We start from the raw sequence: 21,042 nt of genomic DNA on the forward strand, positions 1-21,042 counted from the left end.
TGGTGGGCCGGTACCCCCACATCCGGGTTTACGGGCGGGGGGGGGTGTACACGGCCCCCCACCCCGGCCGTCGCCGTTCGATCTACCCGTCGGTAGCATCCTGGCCATGGCAGACACCAAGCAGGTTGACGAGACCACCGACGCCAAGAAGGCCGCCAGGGCCGAGCGCAGGGCGGCCCGGCTCGCCAAGCAGATCGGCGCCTTCGCCAAGGAGCACGGCGGGGCCGAGGGCCAGATCGCGTACATCGGCGAGCGCGGCGCCCGCATCGTCCTCGTCGGCGAGGACGGCGGCTGGGGCGACCTGGTGGCCCCCTCGGTCGCCATCGCCGAGAACGCCGTCGCGAAGGCCGGCATCACTCTCCACGAGACCTTCGACGGTGAGTTCGCGGCGAAGGTGACGACAGGGCAGTACGAGTGGACGCGGATGGCCGGGATCCAGGTCGGCGGACCGAAGAACGGCTGAGCAGCAACAACCTGACACCCCGGTCACCCGTTAGGACCCGTAGAAGCGACTGGTCCATCTCCCGGGGAGTCCGGATGATCGAAACGCCGTCCTTGGTGGACCAGTACTGCCACGGCGTCCTGAGAACGGAGCTGGGTCTCGGCACCTTCGAGGCCCAGCTGGCCCGTACCGAGGGCCCGCCCGCCCCGGGCACGACGCTCTTCGACACCCAGACGGGGTTCGCGGTACGCCGCTGGTGCCCCCCGCTGCTCGGGCTGGAACCGCACGCGCCGCCCGCCCGCTATCTCGCCCGGCGTCGTGAACTCGGCGTACTGGAATCGGGCCGCCGGCTGCTGCGCGGCAGCGGCATCACGACCTATCTGGTCGACACGGGCCTGCCCGGCGACCTCACCGGACCGGCCGAGCTCGCCTCCGCCGGCGACGCCGAGGCACGGGAGATCGTGCGCCTGGAACTGCTCGCCGAACAGGTCGCCGACACCTCGGGCACCGTCGAGTCCTTCCTCGCCAACCTCGCCGAGTCGGTCCACGGGGCCGCCGCGAACGCCGTGGCCTTCACCTCCGTCGCGGGAGTCCGGCACGGTCTCGCCCTCGCGCCCGAACCGCCCGGGCCGGGCGAGGTGCGGGGCGCGGCGGGCCGCTGGCTGGCCGCGCGCAGGGTCGGCGGCGAGCTGTTCGATCCGGTGCTGCTGCGGCACCTGCTGTGGATCGCCGTCGCCTCGGGGCTGCCGCTGCAACTGCACGCGGGACTCGGCGAGCCGGGAGCGCGCATCGACCGTACGGATCCGGTCCTGCTCACCGACTTCGTGCGGGCCACGGCGGGCCACGGCACCGACCTCGTCCTGCTGCACGGCTACCCCTACCACCGCCACGCCGCCCACCTCGCGGGCGTCTTCCCGCACGTGTACGCCGACTCCGGCGCCGCGCTCGTGCGGACCGGCGCCCGGGCCGCGACGATCCTCGCGGAGATCCTGGAGCTGGCCCCCTTCGGCAAGATCCTGTTCTCCAGCGGCGCCCGGGGCCTGCCCGAGCTGCACGTGGTCGGGGCCCGGCTGTTCCGCGAGGCCCTGGCGCGGGTGCTCGGCACCTGGGTCGCGGAGGGCGCGTGGTCGCCGGGGGACGCGCAACGGGTGGCGGGGCTGATCGCCGCGGGCAACGCGCGCCGGGTGTACGGGCTGGGCTGAGATGGCGAGACTGGTCGCATGACCAGCCCTACGGAAGCCTTACTGGACCGTTTCCTCGCCGGACTCGCGGCTGTGGACCCCGTCGCCGTCTGGGCCCACGGCTCGCTGGCCGGGGGCGACTACCAGGAGGGCCGCAGCGACCTGGACCTCATCGCGGTCCTGGCGGGGCCCCTCACCCCGCGCGCGGTGTGGGCCCTGGCCCGGCTGCACGCCCGGCTGCGGGGCGAGCCGCTCGCCCCGCTGCTGCACTGCACCTATCTCGTCCCCGAGGAGACGGCCGATCCGGAGCGCCGGCACCTCACCTGGGCGCACGGCCATCTGTTCCGGCGCACGGTCACCCCGGTGACCCGGCGCGAACTGCTCGACTTCGGGCGGATGCTGCACGGGAAGCTCCCCCGCGACCTTCTCCCGCCCGTGCCTGACCGGGAACTCGGCGACTTCGTCGTCCGCGACCAGCGCGACTTCTGGCGGCCCGCCGTCGACAAGGCCCACCTGTGGACTCAGGACGTGTGGGTCGACCTGGGGCTGCTGACCTTCGCCCGGGCGACGGCGACCGTGCGGGACGGCCGGCTGATCTCCAAGCGCCGGGCACTCGACGAACTGCCCGCGCTGGGCGCGCCCGAGGAGGTCGTGGCGGACATCGCCCGACGCCGGTACGAGGGGGCGGGGGACGGGACGGCCGACGCGGGCTGGCGGGCCCGCCGTGCCGAGCTGACCCGGGACTACCTGGGACCCGCGATCGACGGGCTGGTCACCTCGTACGCGTGACGTACGCGCGAGTGGCTCATGCGCGGGTGACTCACGCGCGTGAGCCGACCGTCGCCTCCGCCGCAGGGCCCGGCAGGTCGATCGTCGTCTCGGGGCGCTCGCGCAGCGCAAGGAGCACGCGCAGCACCGCGATCCACACCAGGCAGGAGCCGAGCATGTGCAGGCCGACGAGGGCCTCGGGGAGGTCCGTGAAGTACTGGACGTAGCCGATGACGCCCTGGCCGAGCAGCACCAGGAACAGGTCCCGGGTACGGTCCAGCGGGTTCTTCGGCGCGTCCACCGCCTTGAGGATGAACCACAGGGCGAAGGTCAGCGTCACCACGATCCAGGCGAGCACGGCGTGCAGCTTGGCGACCGTCTCCCAGTCCAGCGGCATCCGCTCGACCTCGCTGGAGTCGCCGGCGTGCGGGCCCGCGCCGGTCACCACCGTGCCGACGGCGATCAGCAGCGTGGAGGCGGCCACCAGGAACCACACCAGCTGCTGCACGGGCTTGCCGACCAGCGGGCGGGGCTCCCCGTCGCCCTCCTTGGCGCGCTGCCACATCACCGCGGCGACCGCGAGCAGGGCCGAGGCGGCCAGAAAGTGCGCCGCGACCGTGTACGGGTTGAGACCGACGAGCACCACGATCCCGCCGAGCACCGCGTTGCTCATCACCAGCCAGAACTGCGCCCAGCCCAGCCGGGTCAGGCTCCGCCGGTACGGCTTCTCTGAGCGCGCGGCGATGATCGCCCAGCCGACGGCCGCGCACAGCACGTACGTCAGCATGCGGTTGCCGAACTCGATGGCGCCGTGGAATCCCATCGCGCCGGTCGCGGTGAGCGAGTCGTCCGTGCACTTGGGCCAGGTCGGGCAGCCCAGACCGGAGCCCGTGAGCCGTACGGCACCGCCGGTGACGACGATGACCACCGACATCACGAGCGGGTACAGGGCCGCCCGCCGGACCGTTCGGCGGGTAGGGGTCCAGCGTCCGGCGATGAAGGCGAGCGGGTTGCGCACGGCGGCTACGACGTCGGCACGAGTCACGTTTGGCACGCCTCCCATCGTAGGCGGCCGCTTGTGCACGCATTCACGAGGGTCCCCCGTGTCCGCGCGTCCGGCTGCTCCCGGTCACTCCCAGCGGAAGAACCGGCCGGCCGCCGCGAGTCCCACGACCGCCCACGCCGCCAGGATCCCCAGGTCGCCCCAGGGCATGCCCGCGCCGTGCTGGAGCACGTCCCGCAGCCCGTCCGAGAGGGCCGAGACGGGCAGCAGGCCGAGCACGTCCTGGGCGCCGGACGGGAACTTGTCGAGCGGGACGATCACCCCGCCGCCCACCAGCAGCAGCAGGAAGACCAGGTTGGCCGCGGCCAGCGTCGCCTCCGCCTTCAGGGTGCCCGCCATCAGCAGGCCGAGGCCCGAGAAGGCGGCCGTGCCCAGGACCAGGAGCAGCAGGACGGCCCCCGGGCTGCCGTGCGGGTTCCACCCCAGGGCGAAGGCGATCGCCGTCAGCAGCAGCACCTGGAGGATCTCGGTGACCAGGACCGACAGCGTCTTGGCCGTCATCAGGCCCCAGCGCGGAAGGGGGGAGGAGGCGAGCCGCTTCAGCACCCCGTAGCGGCGTTCGAAACCGGTCGCGATGGCCTGGCCGGTGAAGGCCGTCGACATCACGGCGAGCGCGAGGATGCCGGGGGTGAGGAAGTCCACCGCCTCGCCCGCGCCGGTGTCGACGATGTCCACGGTGCTGAACAGCACCAGCAGGAGGGTCGGGATCACGGCGGTGAGCAGCAGCTGCTCGCCGTTGCGCAGGAGCATCTTCGTCTCCAGCGCCGCCTGGGTCCCGATCATGCGGGTCAGCGGGGCCGCGCCGGGCCGGGGGGTGTAGGTGCCGGTGGCGGTCACGAGCGCAGCTCCTTGCCGGTCAGTTCGAGAAAGACGTCCTCCAGGGTGTGCCGTTCGACCGAGATCCGGTCCGGCATCACCCCGTGCTGGGCGCACCACGAGGTGACCGTCGCCAGCAGCTGCGGGTCGACCTTGCCCATCACCCGGTAGGACCCCGGGGTCAGCTCGGCGGCGGAGCTGTCGGCGGGCAGGGCCTTGAGCAGGGAGCCCACGTCGAGGCCGGGACGGCCGCTGAACCGCAGGGTGTTCTCGGCGCCGCCGCGGCACAGCTCCTCGGGGGAGCCCTGGGCGACGACCCGGCCCCCGTCGATGATCGCGACGTCGTCGGCGAGCTGCTCGGCCTCGTCCATGTGGTGGGTGGTCAGGATGACCGAGACGCCGTCCGCTCGCAGGTCCCGGACGAGTTCCCAGGTGGCGCGGCGGGCCTGCGGGTCGAGGCCGGCCGTCGGCTCGTCCAGGAACACCAGCTCGGGGCGGCCCACGACGGCCATGGCCAGCGCGAGGCGCTGCTGCTGGCCGCCGGAGAGGCGGCGGTACGTCGTCCGGCCGCAGGAGCCGAGGCCGAGGCGCTCGACGAGCGCGTCCACGTCCAGCGGGTGCGCGTGCAGCTTCGCCATGTGCCGCAGCATCTCGTCGGCCCGCGCACCCGAGTACACGCCCCCGGACTGCAGCATCACACCGATCCGGGGACGCAGCTCGGAGCCCTGTCTCACGGGGTCGAGGCCGAGGACACGCACCGTGCCGGAGTCCGGCCCGCGGTACCCCTCGCAGGTCTCGATCGTGGTCGTCTTGCCGGCGCCGTTGGGTCCGAGGACGGCGGTGACGCCGGCCCGGGCCGTCAGGTCGAGGCCGTCCACCGCGGTCTTCGTCCCGTACCGCTTCACCAGGGCCTCGACCCGGACGACAGGCTCACTTCGCATGGCTCAAGAGTCTAGGTTCGCGGGCGGCGGACCAGACCGGCGGGTACGGGAACCGGTCAGGTGCGACTGATTCGGGTGCGGGCGGTTTCAGATCTCCTCCTCGCGGGACCGGTGCAGCGGCAGCCACCGCTGGGCGTAGGCCACCGCGTCCGCGACCGGGAACAGCCGCACGTCGGCCCCGCCGACCCTGCCCCGGACGACGTCCCGGTCGCGTTCGAAGTCGTGGCCCAGCTCGTCGAAGCGGTCGGAGTCGATCGACACCTCGGTCACGACCTCCCACGTCCCGTCCGGTCCCGGCCGGCCCACCGCGACGCGCGGGGCCGGGATCCGGTACTCGGCCAGGTGGAAGCTGGTGCAGGTGTCGTAGCCGGTGCCGAGGAGCAGGACCCGTGCCCCCGCCTTCTCCAGCCGGGCCAGCGGGCTGTCCTCGCCGAGCCGGCAGTCCGGTGCGTGGCCCTCGACCAGTTCCGCCGCCCGCGCCCCGAGCGCCGCGAACGAGGTCTGCGGATGGGCACTGCGCAGGGCGCCGGGCCAGGTGCGGACCGTCTCCGGCAGCACGCCGACGCCCCGCGAGGGCGTGATCAGCGGGTCGTAGGCGGGCATGGCCGCCCTGATCCGCTCCCACCAGTCCGCGGGGACCGGCGGATTGCCCCACAGGGCCGGGTCGGACAGGTCGCCGGACTGGGTGGGGACCACGAGTGTGCCGGCCCGGCCGAGTACGTCGAGCAGTCCCCGCACGACCGTGACGGGACCTCCGCAGACCCAGCCGAGCGAACTGAGCGAGGAGTGCACGAGGAGGATTTCTCCGGATTCGACACCCAGCGCGCGGAGCCCCGCGAAGAGGGTGTCGCGGGTGACAAGTGGGCCGGTGGGAGGGGGTATGGGCATGGTCCGGCAGTGTCCTGCAAGGGCGCTCCGTGGACCAGTGGTTTTCTCGCCGGTCCGCCCTCGCCCGATCGGCCGGAGATCGTTTCCGCAGGTCAGATTAGGTATGCCTAAGTGACGCAGGGCACCGCCCGGCCGTCCGGGCGCGGCTTGCCTGCCTCCGAGGAATTACGCAACAATGGCGTTGTGAAAAACGTCGGCGAGGTTCGGGAGACCCCCACGGGGACCCCCCAGGAAGAGATCGCGACCGGTGAGCGCTCGACGCGCAACCGGGTCGCGCGGTCGATCCTGGACCACGGGCCCTCGACCGTCGCGGAGCTGGCCGGGCGGCTGCGCCTCACCCAGGCCGCCGTGCGCCGCCATCTCGACGCCCTGGTCGCCGACGACGTCGTGGAGGCCCGCGAGCAGCGGGTGTACGGAGCGCGGACGCGCGGGCGCCCCGCCAAGGTCTTCGTCCTCACCGACTGTGGCCGCGACGCCTTCGACCAGTCCTACGACACGCTCGCCGCGGACGCCCTGAGCTGGATCCAGGAACGCTTCGGTGGGGACGAGGCCGTTGTCGCGTTCGCCCGCGCGCGGATCGCCGAACAGGCCGCCGGGTACCGCGAGGCGATCGAGGCGGCCGCCCCCGAAGGGCGGACCGAAGCCCTGGCCAGGGCTTTGAGCGCGGACGGGTACGCTGCTACGGCGCGCAGCGCACCGGTCGGCGAGCAGCTGTGCCAGCACCACTGCCCCGTCGCCCATGTCGCGGAGAAGTTCCCGCAGCTCTGCGAGGCGGAGACCGAGATCTTCTCCCAGCTGCTCGGGACGCACGTCCAACGACTGGCGACCATCGCCCACGGCGACGGCGTCTGCACGACCTTCATCCCCAGAGTTTCCACAGCCACCCACAACGCATCCGCAAGCACGGCCGGGAGGAACCCCGCATGACTCTCCCCACGGAGACTGCCCACCCCGAACTCGAGGGTCTGGGTAAGTACGAATACGGCTGGGCCGACTCCGACACGGCCGGCGCCTCTGCGAAGCGCGGCATCAACGAGGGTGTCGTCCGGGACATCTCCGAGAAGAAGTCCGAGCCGGAGTGGATGACGAAGCTCCGTCTCAAGGGCCTCAGGCTGTTCGAGAAGAAGCCCATGCCGAACTGGGGCTCGGACCTGTCGGGGATCGACTTCGACAACATCAAGTACTTCGTGCGCTCCACGGAGAAGCAGGCGGAGTCCTGGGAGGACCTGCCCGACGACATCAAGAACACGTACGACAAGCTCGGCATCCCCGAGGCGGAGAAGCAGCGCCTCGTCGCCGGTGTCGCGGCCCAGTACGAGTCCGAGGTCGTCTACCACCAGATCAACCAGGAGCTGGAGGCGCAGGGTGTCATCTTCATGGACACCGACACGGCCCTCAAGGAGCACCCGGAGCTCTTCAAGGAGTACTTCGGCACCGTCATCCCGGTCGGCGACAACAAGTTCGCGTCGCTGAACACCGCGGTGTGGTCCGGCGGCTCCTTCATCTACGTGCCGAAGGGCGTGCACGTGGAGATCCCGCTCCAGGCCTACTTCCGTATCAACACGGAGAACATGGGCCAGTTCGAGCGGACCCTGATCATCGTCGACGAGGGTGCCTACGTGCACTACGTCGAGGGGTGTACGGCGCCGATCTACAAGTCGGACTCGCTGCACAGCGCCGTGGTCGAGATCATCGTCAAGAAGAACGCCCGCTGCCGTTACACGACCATCCAGAACTGGTCGAACAACGTCTACAACCTGGTCACCAAGCGCGCCGTGGCGTACGAGGGCGCGACCATGGAGTGGATCGACGGCAACATCGGCTCCAAGGTGACGATGAAGTACCCGGCCGTCTACCTGATGGGCGAGCACGCCAAGGGCGAGACCCTCTCCATCGCCTTCGCGGGCGAGGGCCAGCACCAGGACGCCGGCTCCAAGATGGTCCACATGGCGCCGAACACCTCCTCCAACATCGTCTCCAAGTCGGTGGCGCGCGGCGGCGGCCGTACGTCCTACCGCGGTCTCGTCGAGATCGGCGAGGGCGCCCACGGCTCCAAGTCCAACGTGCTGTGCGACGCGCTGCTCGTCGACACCATCTCCCGCTCCGACACGTACCCCTACGTGGACGTCCGCGAGGACGACGTGTCCATGGGCCACGAGGCGACCGTCTCCAAGGTCAGCGACGACCAGCTCTTCTACCTGATGAGCCGTGGCATGACCGAGTTCGAGGCGATGGCGATGATCGTGCGCGGCTTCGTCGAGCCCATCGCGAAGGAGCTGCCCATGGAGTACGCGCTTGAGCTCAACCGGCTGATCGAGCTGCAGATGGAAGGCGCGGTCGGCTGACCCCGCCCATCGCTCAGCACACTTCTTGACTTCAGAAAGCGAGCACTACGACAGCCATGGCTGAGGCTCAGAACTCCCCCACCCTCGAATCCGCTCGGGCGGGGGGACCCCGATCGGTGGGGTCCTCCACCACCGCCGGATCGATCGCGGTGGCCGCCGAGTCGACCGTCGCCACGCGCATGAGCGCGCCCCCGTCCTTCGACGTGGCGGACTTCCCGGTCCCGCACGGTCGCGAGGAGGAGTGGCGGTTCACGCCGCTGGAGCGGCTGCGCGGCCTGCACGACGGCACCGCCGTCGCGACCGGCGACGCCGTGAAGGTCGTCGTCGAAGCGCCCGAGGGCGTCACCGTCGAACTCGTGGACCGCGACGACCCGCGCCTCGGCAGGGCGGGCACCCCGGTGGACCGGGTCGCCGCCCAGGCGTACTCCGCGTTCGAGAAGGCCGGCGTGGTCACCGTCCCCAAGGACACGGTGCTCACCGAGCCGATCCGCATCGCGGTGCACGGCGAGGGCGGGGTCTCCTACGGCCACCAGGTCATCGAGCTGGGCGCCTTCGCCGAGGCCGTCGTCGTCATCGACCACACCGGTGACGCCGTGATCGCCGCCAACGTCGAGTACGTCCTCGGGGACGGCGCGAAGCTGACCGTCGTCTCCGTCCAGGACTGGGACGACAAGGCCGTGCACGTGGCCCAGCACAACGCCCTCATCGGCCGTGACGCGAGCTTCAAGTCGGTCGTGGTGACCTTCGGCGGTGACCTCGTCCGCCTGCACCCGCGCGTGGTGTACGCCGGCCCCGGCGCCGAGGCCGAGCTGTTCGGTCTGTACTTCACGGACGCCGGTCAGCACCAGGAGCACCGCCTGCTGGTCGACCACAACGTCCCGCACTGCAAGTCCAACGTCGTCTACAAGGGCGCCCTCCAGGGCGAGGCCGCGCACGCCGTGTGGATCGGCGACGTGCTCATCGAGGCCAAGGCCGAGGGCACCGACACCTACGAGATGAACCGCAACCTGGTCCTCACGGACGGCGCGCGCGTGGACTCGGTGCCCAACCTGGAGATCGAGACCGGCGAGATCGTCGGCGCCGGCCACGCCTCGGCCACCGGCCGCTTCGACGACGAGCAGCTCTTCTACCTGATGGCCCGCGGCATCCCGGCCGACGAGGCCCGTCGCCTGGTGGTCCGTGGGTTCTTCGCCGAGCTGGTCCAGCAGATCGGTGTCGACGACATCGAGGAGCGCCTGCTCACCAGGATCGAGACCGAGCTGAAGGCCACCGTCTGATGGCCCACGACCGTGCTCGATTCGTTCGGGCCTGCGGGCTGAGCGAGCTGGCCGAGGACACCCCGACGCGGGTGGAACTCGACGGCACGCCGGTCTCGGTCGTCCGCACCGAGGGGGAGGTGTTCGCCATCCACGACATCTGCTCGCACGCGAACGTCTCGCTCTCCGAGGGCGAGGTGGAGGACTGCCAGATCGAGTGCTGGCTGCACGGCTCCAGCTTCGACCTCCGTACCGGCAAGCCGTCCGGCCTTCCCGCGACGCGCCCCGTCCCCGTATATCCCGTAAAGATCGAAGGGGACGACGTGCTCGTCTCCCTCACCCAGGAGTCCTGAGGCACCCATGGCAACGCTTGAAATCCGAGACCTGCACGTCACCGTCGAGGCCGACAACGCCACGAAGGAGATCCTCAAGGGCGTCGACCTCACCGTGAAGCAGGGCGAGACGCACGCCATCATGGGCCCCAACGGCTCCGGCAAGTCGACCCTCGCCTACTCGCTCGCGGGCCACCCGAAGTACACGATCACCAGCGGCACCGTGCTGCTCGACGGCGAGGACGTCCTGGAGATGTCCGTCGACGAGCGCGCCCGCGCGGGCCTCTTCCTCGCCATGCAGTACCCGGTCGAGATCCCCGGCGTCTCCGTGTCGAACTTCCTGCGCACCTCCGCCACCGCCGTCCGCGGCGAGGCCCCCAAGCTGCGCACCTGGGTGAAGGAGGTCAAGGAGGCCATGGAGCGCCTCCACATGGACACCTCCTTCGCCGAGCGCAACGTCAACGAGGGCTTCTCCGGCGGTGAGAAGAAGCGCCACGAGATCCTCCAGCTGGAGCTGCTCAGGCCGAAGATCGCGATCCTCGACGAGACGGACTCCGGTCTGGACGTCGACGCCCTTCGCGTCGTCTCCGAGGGCGTCAACCGCGTCCGGGAGAGCGGTGAGGTCGGCACCCTGCTGATCACGCACTACACGCGCATCCTGCGCTACATCAAGCCCGACTTCGTCCACGTCTTCTCCGCCGGCCGCATCGTCGAGTCCGGCGGCGCGGAGCTCGCGGACAAGCTGGAGAACGAGGGCTACGAGGCATACACGAAGGGTGGCGTATCCGCGTGACGCAGCTGCCGGGCCTCCTCGACACCGAGGCGATCCGCAAGGACTTCCCCATCCTGGACCGACAGGTCCACGACGGTAAGAAGCTCGTGTACCTGGACAACGCGGCGACCTCGCAGAAGCCGCGCCAGGTGCTGGACGCTCTCAGTGACTACTACGAGTGCTACAACGCCAACGTCCACCGCGGTGTGCATGTGCTCGCCGAGGAGGCCACGGCGCTGTACGAGGGCGCGCGCGACAAGGTCGCCGCGTTCATCAACGCACCGAGCCGCGACGAGGTGATCTTCACCAAGAACGCCTCCGAGTCGCTCAACCTCGTGGCCAACATGCTCGGCTGGGCCGACGAGCCCTACCGGGTCGACCACGAGACCGAGATCGTCATCACCGAGATGGAGCACCACTCCAACATCGTGCCGTGGCAGCTGCTGGCGCAGCGCACGGGCGCGAAGCTGAAGTGGTTCGGCCTGACCGACGACGGCCGGCTCGACCTGTCGAACATCGACGAGATCATCACCGAGAAGACGAAGATCGTCTCCTTCGTGCTGGTGTCGAACATCCTCGGCACGGTGAACCCGGTCGAGGCGATAGTGCGCCGCGCGCAGCAGGTCGGCGCGCTGGTGTGCATCGACGCCTCGCAGGCCGCGCCGCACATGCCGATGGACGTACAGGCCCTCCAGGCCGACTTCGTGGCCTTCACCGGTCACAAGATGTGCGGCCCGACCGGCATCGGCGTCCTCTGGGGCCGCCAGGAGCTGCTCGAGGACCTCCCCCCGTTCCTCGGCGGCGGCGAGATGATCGAGACCGTGTCGATGCACTCGTCGACGTACGCCCCGGCGCCCCACAAGTTCGAGGCGGGCACCCCGCCGATCGCGCAGGCGGTCGGTCTGGGCGCGGCGATCGACTATCTGTCCGCGATCGGCATGGACAAGATCCTCGCCCATGAGCACGCGCTCACCGAGTACGCGGTGCGCAGGCTCGGCGAGGTGCCCGACCTGCGGATCATCGGCCCGGCGACGGCCGAGGACCGGGGCGCGGCGATTTCCTTCACGCTCGGCGACATCCACCCGCACGACGTGGGCCAGGTGCTGGACGAGCAGGGCATCGCGGTCCGGGTGGGCCACCACTGCGCCCGTCCCGTCTGCCTGCGCTACGGAATTCCCGCGACCACGCGAGCGTCGTTCTATCTGTACTCCACGCCGGCCGAGATCGACGCTCTGGTCGACGGTCTGGAGCACGTACGGAACTTCTTCGGCTGAGGGGCGTGCTGAAACCGTGAAGCTGGACTCGATGTACCAGGAAGTCATCCTGGATCACTACAAGCACCCGCACGGACGTGGCCTGCGCGACGGGGACGCCGAGGTGCACCATGTGAACCCGACCTGCGGCGACGAGATCACCCTCCGTGTGAAGTACGACGGCACGAAGATCGAGGACGTCAGCTACGAGGGCCAGGGCTGCTCCATCAGCCAGGCGAGCGCGTCCGTCCTGAACGACCTCCTGGTCGGCAAGGACCTCGCCGAGGCGCAGAAGATCCAGGAGACCTTCCTGGAGCTGATGCAGTCCAAGGGCAGGATCGAGCCCGACGACGCGATGGAGGAGGTGCTGGAGGACGCGGTCGCGTTCGCCGGCGTCTCCAAGTACCCGGCCCGGGTCAAGTGCGCCCTCCTCAGTTGGATGGCGTGGAAGGACGCGACGGCCCAGGCCCTGGGCGGGGCCGACGCCGAAAGGAAGACCGCATGAGCGAGACCGTTGAGATGAAGCCGGCCTCCGAGGAGGAAGTCCGCGAGGCGCTGTACGACGTCGTCGACCCCGAACTGGGCATCGACGTCGTCAACCTCGGACTGATCTACGGCATCCACGTCGACGACGCGAACATCGCGACGATCGACATGACCCTGACCTCGGCGGCCTGTCCGCTGACGGACGTGATCGAGGACCAGGCGAAGTCCGCCACGGACGGCCTGGTCAACGAGTTGCGCATCAACTGGGTCTGGATGCCGCCGTGGGGCCCGGACAAGATCACGGACGACGGCCGCGAGCAGCTGCGCGCGCTCGGTTTCAACGTCTGAGATCCACTCCCGAGCACGGCGTACGGCGCATTGAGCATGGCGCATTGAGCGCTGCGCACGACGCACTGAGCACCGCACGTGAAAGCGGCGGCACCCCGACCGGGGTGCCGCCGCTTTCGTGGTTTCGCGCGGGTGGGTCTCAGCCCAGCGGGCTCACCAGCCGGAAGGAGAAGTCCGACCGGTTGGTCGTGTTGTAGCCGTACGGATCCAGGCGCAGCTGGAAGTTCTTGTGACGCAGCGCGTAGTTGGGGTAGTTCACCGACTGGAGCAGCACCGCGCCCGAGGACCCCGAGTATCCGGGGCAGAAGGTGGCGTCCTGCCCGAACAGGGTGGAACCGTCGTTGCGTTCGGCGCGCAGGACGAAGTCGCGGTGGCGCAGGTACGTGCCGTCGTGCGTGGCGAACGAGTAGCAGGAGCTGTTGGACAGCCCCTTGACCACGGTGAAGGTGGAGTCCTCGCGGGATTCCGAGCCGCGCGGCGCGTCGAGTTTCACCAGACCGTCGCTCACATGCCAGTACCGGTCGGGGTAGTTGACCGCCTGCACCGACCGCCTGTCACCGGACGGCGCCGGGGTGGACGGCTTCCTGGTCGCGGAGGCCGAGGGCTCGGCCGAGGTGTGCAGCGACGAACTGCCCTGCGGCACGGGGGAGGAGGAGGCCTTCGGTGACGCGGACGGGGACGCGGACGTGGTCTTCCGCCCCGTCGGTGCCGCCGACCCGGTCGTGGAGGGGGTGGCGAAGGAGATCAGACCGCCCCCCGTCTCGTCGTCCGAGAGTGTCTGTCCCTCGCGGGATTTCGACGTGTCCTCAACGGGCTTGTCGTTGAGGGCTATTGCGGTCACGCACGCCACGATGGTGGCCACGGCGAGTCCGCCGGCCAGCCAGAGGCGCCGTGTTCCGGGGGCCCGGGAGATGTCCGGGGCCCAACCGTTCTCCCAGGGTTGCTCCTGGGGCGGCCGGGACTTGTTTTCTGGCATGCGCTGTTCCTCCAGCGGTACCCCTGACGGCTGCCGCGGCTGCGATGGCCCGGTGTGTGAACGGTGAAACAGTAGTGGAACCTACGGCTCACGTTCAGCCGTTTGGGTGAGCGCTTTCCATAACGCTTTCGAATCTGCGGCCACTTGGGGCGCGGCTCAGGCGGTGGCCGGCACCGCGGAGATGCCGGGCGGGCGCCGTTGTGTACGGTTGTACGCATCGTTGTGTACACTCGTACGCATGGGATACCTGACGCTCGTCGGCGCCATCGCCGCCGAGGTCGCGGCCACGACCTCCATGAAGTACAGCGACGGCTTCAGCAGGCTCTGGCCCTCGCTGCTGACGGCCGTCGGCTATGTCGTCGCCTTCCTCCTGCTCGCCCAGACCCTCAAGACCGTCGGTATCGGCACGGCGTACGCGATCTGGGCCGGCGTCGGCACCGCGGCCATCGCCGTCATAGGGCTGGCCCTGTTCGGCGAGTCCCTGACGCTCACCAAGGCCGCCGGCATCCTGCTGATCGTCGGGGGAGTGGTCGTGCTGAACCTCGGGGGTGCGCACTGATGCCCCGGCGCCACGACCCCGAGCGGCGGCAGCGGATCATCGACGCGGCGATCCGGGTCGTCGGGAAGAAGGGGCTGGCCGGGCTGAGCCACCGGTCCGTCGCCGCCGAGGCGGACGTGCCCCTGGGCTCCACCACCTACCACTTCGCCACCCTCGACGAACTGGTGATCGCCGCCCTGCGACAGGCCAACGAGGGCTTCGCCAAAGCGGTCGCGGCACACGGCGGGCTGACGGACCCCCGCCTCGACCTGCCCACCGAACTGGCCGGACTGCTCGGCGAGTGGCTGGCGGGCGAGCGGACCGGCGTCGAGCTGGAGTACGAGCTCTACCTGGCCGCCCTGCGCCGGCCGGCGCTGCGCCCGGTCGCCGCCGAGTGGGCCGAGGACCTCGCCACCCTCCTCGCGGAACACGTCGACGCCCTCACCGCACGCGCGCTGGTCGCGCTGATGGACGGGATCTGTCTGCAGGTGCTGCTGACGGACGTGCCCTACGACGAGGAGTACGCCCGGGAGGCGCTGGCGCGGCTCATCCCGCCTGGCCCCGTCACCCCTCGTTCGAGTCGGCCCCCGCGCCCAGGCGTCGGACGGCGCTGAGAGCGTCCTCGACGCTTCCCGCCACGTCCGTCACCGGATACTGCACATGCCGTACGACCCGCTCCCGGTCCACGACCAGCGTCAGCCGTTTCAGTCGGCTCGTACCCGCCGCCCGGAACGTCGGCAGCCGCAGCGCGGTGATCAGCGCCGGCTCGGCGTCGGACAGCAGCGGAAAGCCCAGCCCCTCCTCCTGTGCGAACGCGCGCTGCTCGTCCGGGCGTTGGGTGGACACACCGTGCACGGCCGCGCCCGCCGCACGGAACCCGGCGAGCCGGTCGCGGTAGGTGCGGGACTCCAGCGTGCAGCCAGCGGTGCCGGGGATGTCCGTCCAGCCCGGGGGGTGGGCGTCGGGGCGGGCATAGGCGCCGGGAAAGCAGTAGAGAACGGTGTACGGCGTGTCCTCGGCGACCGGATCGCGCGGCGCGCCCCGGTCGTCGATCAGCCGGAGCCCGGGCACCCGGGTGCCCACCAGCGCGTGCATGCGCCGGGCCTCCGCGGACGACTGTCCGGCCGTGGCCGTGGTGCTGCCCTCGCCGAGGACCCAGGCGTCGCCCCAGTCCTGGAGGGCGACCAGGACGGGCAGCAGGGCCCGGCCGCGCGGTGTGAGGCGGTACTCGTACCGCACCGGACGCTCCTGGTACGGCACCCGCGTGAGCACGTCCGCCTCGACGAGGAGCCGCAGCCGTTCGGTCAACACCTTGCGGGACAGGCCGAGTTCGCGTTGCAGCTCGTCGAACCTGTGCACTCCGCGCGCGGTGTCGCGGACGATCAGCAGCGTCCACCAGTCCCCGACGACGTCCAGCGCCCGAGCGATGGCGCAGCCGGAATCCTCCAGGCTCGTCCTGCGGGCCATGGGCCTCCTCCTGTCGCTGACGGCCATGCTGGCACAGTTGGTTCCCAAGGGAAACTCACAAGGCCGCCGGGGGCACGCGGCCCGCCGGCTGAGACACCGCTGTGCGGGTTGGCCTCTGCGGCCCCCTGCCGGTTAGGTTGCCCTCATGACCGACACGACTGCTCCTCGCACCACCGGCGCCGTGGCCGCCGGCCTCGCCACGATCGCCGCCGACGGCACTGTTCTGGACACCTGGTTCCCCGCGCCCGCGCTCGTCGCCGGGCCCGGACCGTCCGGCACCGAGCGCCTGTCCGCCGAGAAGGCCGTGGAGCTCCTCGGTGAGGGCGCGACGAAGGCGGTCGGCCCGGACGCCCGCCGGGGTGTCGACGTGGTCGCGGTCCGCACGGTCATCGCCTCGCTCGACGACAAGCCGCTCGACGCGCACGACGTGTACCTGCGCCTGCACCTGCTCTCCCACCGGCTCGTGAAGCCGCACGGGCAGAGCCTGGACGGCATGTTCGGCCACCTCGCCAACGTCGCCTGGACCTCGCTGGGCCCGGTCGCCGTGGACGACGTCGAGAAGGTTCGCCTGAACGCCCGCGCGGAGGGCCTGCACCTCCAGGTCACGTCCATCGACAAGTTCCCGCGCATGACGGACTACGTCGCCCCGAAGGGCGTGCGGATCGCCGACGCCGACCGGGTCCGCCTCGGCGCCCACCTCGCCGAGGGCACCACGGTCATGCACGAGGGCTTCGTCAACTTCAACGCGGGCACGCTCGGCACCTCGATGGTCGAGGGCCGCATCTCCGCGGGCGTCATCGTCGGCGACGGCTCGGACATCGGCGGCGGCGCGTCCACGATGGGCACGCTGTCCGGCGGCGGCAACGTGATCATCTCCATCGGCGAGCGCTGCCTCATCGGCGCCGAGGCGGGCGTCGGAATCGCCCTCGGCGACGAGTGCGTCGTCGAGGCCGGCCTGTACGTCACCGCGGGCACCCGGATCACCATGCCCGACGGCCAGATCGTCAAGGCCCGCGACCTCTCCGGCGCCTCGAACATCCTCTTCCGCCGCAACTCGGTCACCGGCGCGGTCGAGGCCCGCCCGAACAACGCGGTATGGGGCGGCCTGAACGAGATCCTCCACAGCCACAACTGACCTACGGCGGCCGCGACCTGCGGTCGTGCGTCGCAGAGCGCCCTTCGACGGCCCGGAGACGGCCCGGGGAGGGCGCTCGACCCACGCGGGCTCGGCCGAGGCCGCGCGTCCCCTCCAGGTCGGCACTCGCAGCCCGCATACCGGTGGCCGCCGCGAAGCCGCGCCTCCTACGCTCCCTCTCATGCGCAGCGTGTTCGTGTCTCCGGGGACGGGCGGAGCAATCGTCCATCGCCACGTCTCCGCGCTCGAGCGGCAGCGCGACCAGTTGGTGAACCCTGGACCCTGCGGGAGATCGAGTCCGGAGCGGCCAACGACGGTCCGCGCTTCTTCGACTTCCGTGGCTACCACGAACGCCACCGCGAGCAGGGACACCGGAAAGGTGCGATGTCATGCCGGCAGACCTGTCGCGAACCGGGTCAGGGTGGTGAAGTCCTCGTTGCGCAGCCCGAGTCGGGGGTCGACGTGGTGGAGGAGGGCCGGGGCCGGGTGGTGGGTGGTGACGTAGGCCGAGTCGGCGGGGGACTGTTCGTCGTCGACCCAGGCGAAGGGGCGGCCCGCCGCGTGGGCGACGATCGCCTCCGTCTTCCAGTGGACGCCGTCCGCCCGGTGGGCGAAGAGCGCCGTGCCGAAGTCGACGTACGGAAGTTCGGGCAGCCCCACCACCGGCGCGATCCAGCGGTTCGCCTGGGCCATCCAGGTGGTCGCCCAGCACAGGTCGTAGGGAAGGCGGAGCAGGGCGGCGCCGTGCTCCGGGTTCAGCCAGACCCGCAGCGGCCGTTCACGGCCCACGGACGCCCTGATGGTCGTATAGCCCGCCGGCCGCTTCGAAGGCTTGGCGGCGTACGGGTTGAGGGGACCGTCGACGTCGAGGTAGAGCAGAGGCCGGCTCATGCGCTCACCGTACGCGGGTGCGGTCGGGCGCCCGGCGGAATTTACTGCGGGCCGCAGGCATAGCGGGGGCGGGTCGCGCGCGTCACCAGGGGCACAGGGGCCGGACAGCGGGTCCGCTCCCGGGGGAAGAGAAGGTGACGATGGATGCCGAAGCGCTGGAGAGCTTCCGACATTTCGTGGACAGCAGATCGTCGGCGCTGCTGAGGACGGCCGTCCTGCTCAGCGGCGGCGACCGGCACGCCGGTGAGGATCTCCTCCAGAACGCTCTGGTGAAGGCGGCGGGCCGCTGGCACCGCATCGACGAACCCGAGGCCTACGGACGCCAGGTCCTCTACCGGCAGCAGATCAGCCGCTGGCGCCTGAAGTGGCCCCGGCGAGAGGTCAGTGTCGCCGAACCGCCGGACAGCGGAGCCGGCCCGGACGCCTCCACGGCCGCCGAACTGCGGGTGGTGATGCGCGCGGCCCTGTCCCGGCTGACCGCACGCCAGCGCACCGTGCTCGTGCTGCTCCCCCACTCTCGGCTTCGCTCGAGCGGGGGGACCCCCACCTTCGAGGACCTGCCGGAGGCCGAGGTGGCCGCTCTCCTGGGCTGCTCCGTGGGCACCGTACGGTCCACCACCCACCGCTCCCTCGCCCGGCTGCGCTCCCTCGCGCCGGAACTGGCCGCCCTCGGCCCCGCGGACGCCGAGCAGGCGCCGTCCCGTGACTTCTCGCCCGCGGAGGTGCGCCCGTGAACGTCGACGAACTCCTACGCGACTCCCTGCGCGAGCAGGCCGACGAGCAGCGGCCGGCCGGGGCCGGACTCGCCGATCGGGTCCTCTCCCTGCGCCGGCGTCGCCGCGCCCGGCGGTTCGTGTCCGTGGCGGCCGTGACGGTCGCCGTGGTGTCCATGGCCGTGGTGGTGCCCGGACTGGACTCCGGCGGCACGACCGACGTACGCCCCGCCGACGTCACGGAGCCGAGCCGGATCATCGCGCACCCGGACCAGTCGCCGCCCCGCGACCTGATCGCCGCCGGGCGGACGGTGCTGGCCGCGTACTACACGACGACGGTCGTCCCGCGGACCACCGAGCGGGGGGTGTCGACCCGCACCTACTGGCTGCTCGACCCGGCCACCAGGAAGTACGTGAAGACCACCAAGTGGTCGTGGGTCGCCGTCGCCCCGGGGCTGCGGACCGCCGCCGTCCTGGAGCAGAACCTGCCCGTCCGCCGGATCGGCCTGCTCGACCTGGCCAGCGGCGAGGTCGAGCGGTGGATTCCCGTCGAACACACCGTCGGCGGACTCGCGTTCTCGCCGGACGGCCGTGAGCTGGTCGCCACGGCATACGACGCGAACCCGGACGCGCGGATGAAGTCGGAGGCAGCCGGCACGGGAGGCTGGGACGCGAACATGGAGCAGTCGCACCGCACCGGCTTCTACGTCTTCGACGTGGCCTCCGGGAGCGGCTCCTGGAGCGAGGCGAAGGCGGGCACGGACCTCAACGACCCCACCGCCTTCCTCAACAGCCGCCAGGACTTCGCCTTCAGCCGTGACGGCAGCCGCATCTGGTCCGGCATGCCCGCGGAGCCCGGCCACCAGTTCTACGACCGGAAGGGCAGGAAGGTCGAGGCGCCCGAGGGCGAGAAGTACCTGACGTGGTTCGTCGACGCGGGCCTCTCGCCCGACGGCAGCGAGCTCGCCGGTGGTTTCGCGGGCAAGAAGTACAAGACGTCCTCCTGGATCGTCGACCCCCGCACAGGGAAGAACCTCGTCGAGACGCACGGCCAGCAGCTGCTCGCCTGGGCCGACAACTCCTCGCTCGTCGCCTGGGACATCGGTCCGGACGGCAACGAGTACCACCAGCGGCTCGTGCTGGTCACCCTCGGCAGCGACAAGGTCGTCCCGCTCAGCGGCTTCCGGGCGACCCAGGACGACACCCTCGGACGCTGGACGCCGATCTTTGCGGACCGCTGACTGGCCCTCGCCGGGCGTTCAGGAACCCGGCCGGGCCACGAGCCGCTCGTAGGCCGCGCGCAGCCCGTCGACCGTCCCCCGGTCGGCAGGCCGCAGCGGCGCCCGGACCGGGCCGGCCGGCAGGCCGAGGTCGCCCAGGAGCCCCTTGGCCGTGACGGTCCCCGGCAGGCCCGACGCCATCATCAACTCCACCAGGTCCATGAGCTGTTGCTGTCGCGCCGCGGCCTCGGCGGTGTCGCCCGCTTCGAACGCGTCCAGAACGGCACGGAGTTGGGCCGGTACCACGTTCGCGACCGTGCTGACGTAGCCCGCCCCGCCCACCGCGTACAGCGCGAGGTTGTGCTCCTCGCAGCCCGCGTAATAAGCCAACTCCGAACGCCCGAGCACCTTCTGGGCGCCGAGGAAGTCGTAGGAACAGTCCTTGACCGCGACGATCCGGGGGTGCTCGGCGAGCCGGAGCATGGTGTCCGGCTCGATCCGGGTGCCGGTACGGCCGGGGATGTCGTACAGCATCACCGGCAGCCCCGACGCGTCCGCGACCTCCCGGAAGTGTGCCTCCAGGGCGTCCTGCGGGGGCCTGCTGTAGTACGGGCTGACCACGAGCACCCCGTCCGCGCCGGCCTTCTCGGCGGCCCGGGCGAGTCCGACGGTGTGCCGGGTGTCGAAGGTGCCGACCCCGGCCACGACCGACGCCCGGTCGCCCACCGCCTCCCGCACCGCGGCCACCAGCTCCGCCTTCTCGGCGTCCGACGTGGTCGGCGACTCGCCCGTCGTACCGGAGAGCACCAGTCCGTCGCAGCCTGCGGACACCAGCCGGTCGGCGAGCCGCCGCGCGCCGTCGAGATCGAGCGCGCCGGTATCCGTGAAGGGCGTGATCATCGCGCAGAGCGCGCGGCCGAAGGGGGCTGCGGGGGCTGCGGAGGTCGCGGGAGTTTCGGGGGTCGCGGGGGCTGTAGGGCCTGTGGTCATGGGGGTAGTCTCGGCGGTTCGACAGTGAAGCTCTACTTAATTCTTCTACGGAGTATGAGTAAGGATCGCTGCGAAGTAAGGCTGAGCGGGCGTCCCGCGGTGGGGTGGCGGCGAGCGGCCGGGGTACCCGGATGCTCCGGAAGCGAAAGAATGCGGCGCACCGGGCTCGGCGGGGGACCGCTCGACGCGTCGCCCGCCCCCGAGGCAGCCTCGGGAGTGTC

Annotated in this window: 24 protein-coding genes; 16 read left to right on the forward strand and 8 right to left on the reverse strand. The window is 70.9% G+C overall.

Going from position 1 to position 21,042, the window contains the following annotated elements; translation table 11 throughout:
• Positions 1-106 precede the first annotated feature (106 nt).
• The 3 genes from ACFWBB_RS19330 (at position 107) to ACFWBB_RS19340 (ending at position 2,412) form a co-directional block, all read left to right on the forward strand.
• Complete coding sequence (locus ACFWBB_RS19330) at positions 107-463, forward strand: hypothetical protein (RefSeq protein WP_385273464.1); 357 nt, start codon at positions 107-109, stop codon at positions 461-463.
• Between the two features lie 74 nt (positions 464-537).
• Positions 538-1,644 (forward strand): amidohydrolase family protein, encoded by a 1,107-nt coding sequence (locus ACFWBB_RS19335; RefSeq protein WP_385273467.1) that lies wholly within the window; start codon positions 538-540, stop codon positions 1,642-1,644.
• Between the two features lie 18 nt (positions 1,645-1,662).
• Positions 1,663-2,412 carry a nucleotidyltransferase gene (locus ACFWBB_RS19340; protein ID WP_385273470.1) on the forward strand — a complete coding sequence of 250 codons (750 nt, stop codon included), beginning with the start codon at positions 1,663-1,665 and terminating at the stop codon, positions 2,410-2,412.
• A 31-nt stretch (positions 2,413-2,443) separates the two neighbouring features.
• Here the strand turns inward: ACFWBB_RS19340 and ACFWBB_RS19345 are convergent, their stop codons facing one another.
• From ACFWBB_RS19345 to ACFWBB_RS19360, 4 genes are all read right to left on the reverse strand, one after another.
• Entirely contained in the window at positions 2,444-3,454 is a 1,011-nt protein-coding gene (locus ACFWBB_RS19345; protein ID WP_385273473.1) for a heme A synthase, read from the reverse strand.
• 66 nt (positions 3,455-3,520) lie between these two features.
• On the reverse strand, positions 3,521-4,237 hold the full coding sequence (locus ACFWBB_RS19350) for an ABC transporter permease (protein ID WP_385273688.1): 717 nt from the start codon (positions 4,235-4,237) through the stop codon (positions 3,521-3,523).
• Between the two features lie 50 nt (positions 4,238-4,287).
• Positions 4,288-5,211, reverse strand: a complete 924-nt coding sequence (locus tag ACFWBB_RS19355; protein WP_385273476.1) for an ABC transporter ATP-binding protein — start codon at positions 5,209-5,211, stop codon at positions 4,288-4,290.
• An 87-nt stretch (positions 5,212-5,298) separates the two neighbouring features.
• The gene (locus ACFWBB_RS19360) at positions 5,299-6,099 is read right to left on the reverse strand and encodes an aminoglycoside N(3)-acetyltransferase (protein ID WP_385273479.1); all 801 of its coding nucleotides are present in this window, start codon (positions 6,097-6,099) and stop codon (positions 5,299-5,301) included.
• A 183-nt stretch (positions 6,100-6,282) separates the two neighbouring features.
• Here ACFWBB_RS19360 and ACFWBB_RS19365 point away from each other — a divergent pair, with 183 nt between their 5' ends.
• The 8 genes from ACFWBB_RS19365 to ACFWBB_RS19400 are packed head-to-tail and all read left to right on the forward strand — an operon-like array spanning position 6,283 to position 12,891.
• Positions 6,283-7,026 (forward strand): helix-turn-helix transcriptional regulator, encoded by a 744-nt coding sequence (locus ACFWBB_RS19365; protein ID WP_385273482.1) that lies wholly within the window; start codon positions 6,283-6,285, stop codon positions 7,024-7,026.
• Positions 7,023-8,444, forward strand: a complete 1,422-nt coding sequence (sufB, locus tag ACFWBB_RS19370; RefSeq protein ID WP_385273485.1) for a Fe-S cluster assembly protein SufB — start codon at positions 7,023-7,025, stop codon at positions 8,442-8,444. The genes ACFWBB_RS19365 and sufB overlap by 4 nt, the downstream gene beginning before the upstream one ends.
• Before the next feature lie 56 nt (positions 8,445-8,500).
• Positions 8,501-9,721, forward strand: a complete 1,221-nt coding sequence (sufD, locus tag ACFWBB_RS19375) for a Fe-S cluster assembly protein SufD (RefSeq protein WP_385273488.1) — start codon at positions 8,501-8,503, stop codon at positions 9,719-9,721.
• Positions 9,721-10,053 carry a non-heme iron oxygenase ferredoxin subunit gene (locus ACFWBB_RS19380; RefSeq protein WP_385273491.1) on the forward strand — a complete coding sequence of 111 codons (333 nt, stop codon included), beginning with the start codon at positions 9,721-9,723 and terminating at the stop codon, positions 10,051-10,053. The genes sufD and ACFWBB_RS19380 overlap by 1 nt, the downstream gene beginning before the upstream one ends.
• Positions 10,054-10,060: 7 nt before the next feature.
• On the forward strand, positions 10,061-10,825 hold the full coding sequence (gene sufC / locus ACFWBB_RS19385; RefSeq protein WP_385273498.1) for a Fe-S cluster assembly ATPase SufC: 765 nt from the start codon (positions 10,061-10,063) through the stop codon (positions 10,823-10,825).
• A complete protein-coding gene (locus tag ACFWBB_RS19390) occupies positions 10,822-12,078 on the forward strand; it encodes a cysteine desulfurase (RefSeq protein WP_385273501.1) in 1,257 nt (418 codons plus the stop codon). Before sufC ends, ACFWBB_RS19390 begins: the two co-directional genes overlap by 4 nt.
• A 16-nt stretch (positions 12,079-12,094) precedes the next feature.
• On the forward strand, positions 12,095-12,562 hold the full coding sequence (gene sufU / locus ACFWBB_RS19395) for a Fe-S cluster assembly sulfur transfer protein SufU (RefSeq protein ID WP_054239147.1): 468 nt from the start codon (positions 12,095-12,097) through the stop codon (positions 12,560-12,562).
• Positions 12,559-12,891, forward strand: coding sequence for a metal-sulfur cluster assembly factor (locus tag ACFWBB_RS19400; RefSeq protein ID WP_385273507.1), 333 nt, complete (start codon positions 12,559-12,561; stop codon positions 12,889-12,891). The genes sufU and ACFWBB_RS19400 overlap by 4 nt, the downstream gene beginning before the upstream one ends.
• A 139-nt stretch (positions 12,892-13,030) precedes the next feature.
• On the opposite strand, the gene ACFWBB_RS19405 is transcribed toward ACFWBB_RS19400, so the two are convergent.
• Positions 13,031-13,867: an AbfB domain-containing protein gene (locus ACFWBB_RS19405; protein ID WP_385273510.1), complete on the reverse strand. Its 837-nt coding sequence runs from the start codon at positions 13,865-13,867 to the stop codon at positions 13,031-13,033.
• A gap of 238 nt (positions 13,868-14,105) precedes the next feature.
• Between ACFWBB_RS19405 and ACFWBB_RS19410 the strand changes: the two genes are divergently transcribed.
• On the forward strand, positions 14,106-14,426 hold the full coding sequence (locus ACFWBB_RS19410) for a DMT family transporter (RefSeq protein ID WP_385273513.1): 321 nt from the start codon (positions 14,106-14,108) through the stop codon (positions 14,424-14,426).
• Entirely contained in the window at positions 14,426-15,019 is a 594-nt protein-coding gene (locus ACFWBB_RS19415) for a TetR/AcrR family transcriptional regulator (protein ID WP_385273516.1), read from the forward strand. Before ACFWBB_RS19410 ends, ACFWBB_RS19415 begins: the two co-directional genes overlap by 1 nt.
• On the opposite strand, the gene ACFWBB_RS19420 is transcribed toward ACFWBB_RS19415, so the two are convergent.
• The gene (locus ACFWBB_RS19420) at positions 14,970-15,872 is read right to left on the reverse strand and encodes a winged helix-turn-helix transcriptional regulator (RefSeq protein ID WP_385273519.1); all 903 of its coding nucleotides are present in this window, start codon (positions 15,870-15,872) and stop codon (positions 14,970-14,972) included. The two genes, ACFWBB_RS19415 and ACFWBB_RS19420, sit on opposite strands and share 50 nt — an antisense overlap.
• A 145-nt stretch (positions 15,873-16,017) precedes the next feature.
• Between ACFWBB_RS19420 and dapD the strand changes: the two genes are divergently transcribed.
• Complete coding sequence (gene dapD, locus ACFWBB_RS19425) at positions 16,018-17,007, forward strand: 2,3,4,5-tetrahydropyridine-2,6-dicarboxylate N-succinyltransferase (RefSeq protein ID WP_385273522.1); 990 nt, start codon at positions 16,018-16,020, stop codon at positions 17,005-17,007.
• A 387-nt stretch (positions 17,008-17,394) separates the two neighbouring features.
• Here dapD and ACFWBB_RS19430 read toward each other — a convergent pair whose 3' ends face one another.
• On the reverse strand, positions 17,395-17,898 hold the full coding sequence (locus ACFWBB_RS19430) for a hypothetical protein (protein WP_385273525.1): 504 nt from the start codon (positions 17,896-17,898) through the stop codon (positions 17,395-17,397).
• 140 nt (positions 17,899-18,038) lie between these two features.
• On the opposite strand from ACFWBB_RS19430, the gene ACFWBB_RS19435 reads away from it, so the two are divergent.
• Entirely contained in the window at positions 18,039-18,632 is a 594-nt protein-coding gene (locus tag ACFWBB_RS19435) for a SigE family RNA polymerase sigma factor (protein ID WP_385273528.1), read from the forward strand.
• Positions 18,629-19,852, forward strand: a complete 1,224-nt coding sequence (locus tag ACFWBB_RS19440; protein WP_385273531.1) for a WD40 repeat domain-containing protein — start codon at positions 18,629-18,631, stop codon at positions 19,850-19,852. The genes ACFWBB_RS19435 and ACFWBB_RS19440 overlap by 4 nt, the downstream gene beginning before the upstream one ends.
• Before the next feature lie 18 nt (positions 19,853-19,870).
• Here the strand turns inward: ACFWBB_RS19440 and dapA are convergent, their stop codons facing one another.
• The gene (gene dapA / locus ACFWBB_RS19445; protein WP_385273534.1) at positions 19,871-20,821 is read right to left on the reverse strand and encodes a 4-hydroxy-tetrahydrodipicolinate synthase; all 951 of its coding nucleotides are present in this window, start codon (positions 20,819-20,821) and stop codon (positions 19,871-19,873) included.
• Positions 20,822-21,042: the final 221 nt, after the last annotated feature.

The sequence above is a fragment of the Streptomyces sp. NPDC060000 genome (assembly GCF_042737375.1).
Taxonomy (GTDB): Bacteria; Actinomycetota; Actinomycetes; order Streptomycetales; family Streptomycetaceae; genus Streptomyces.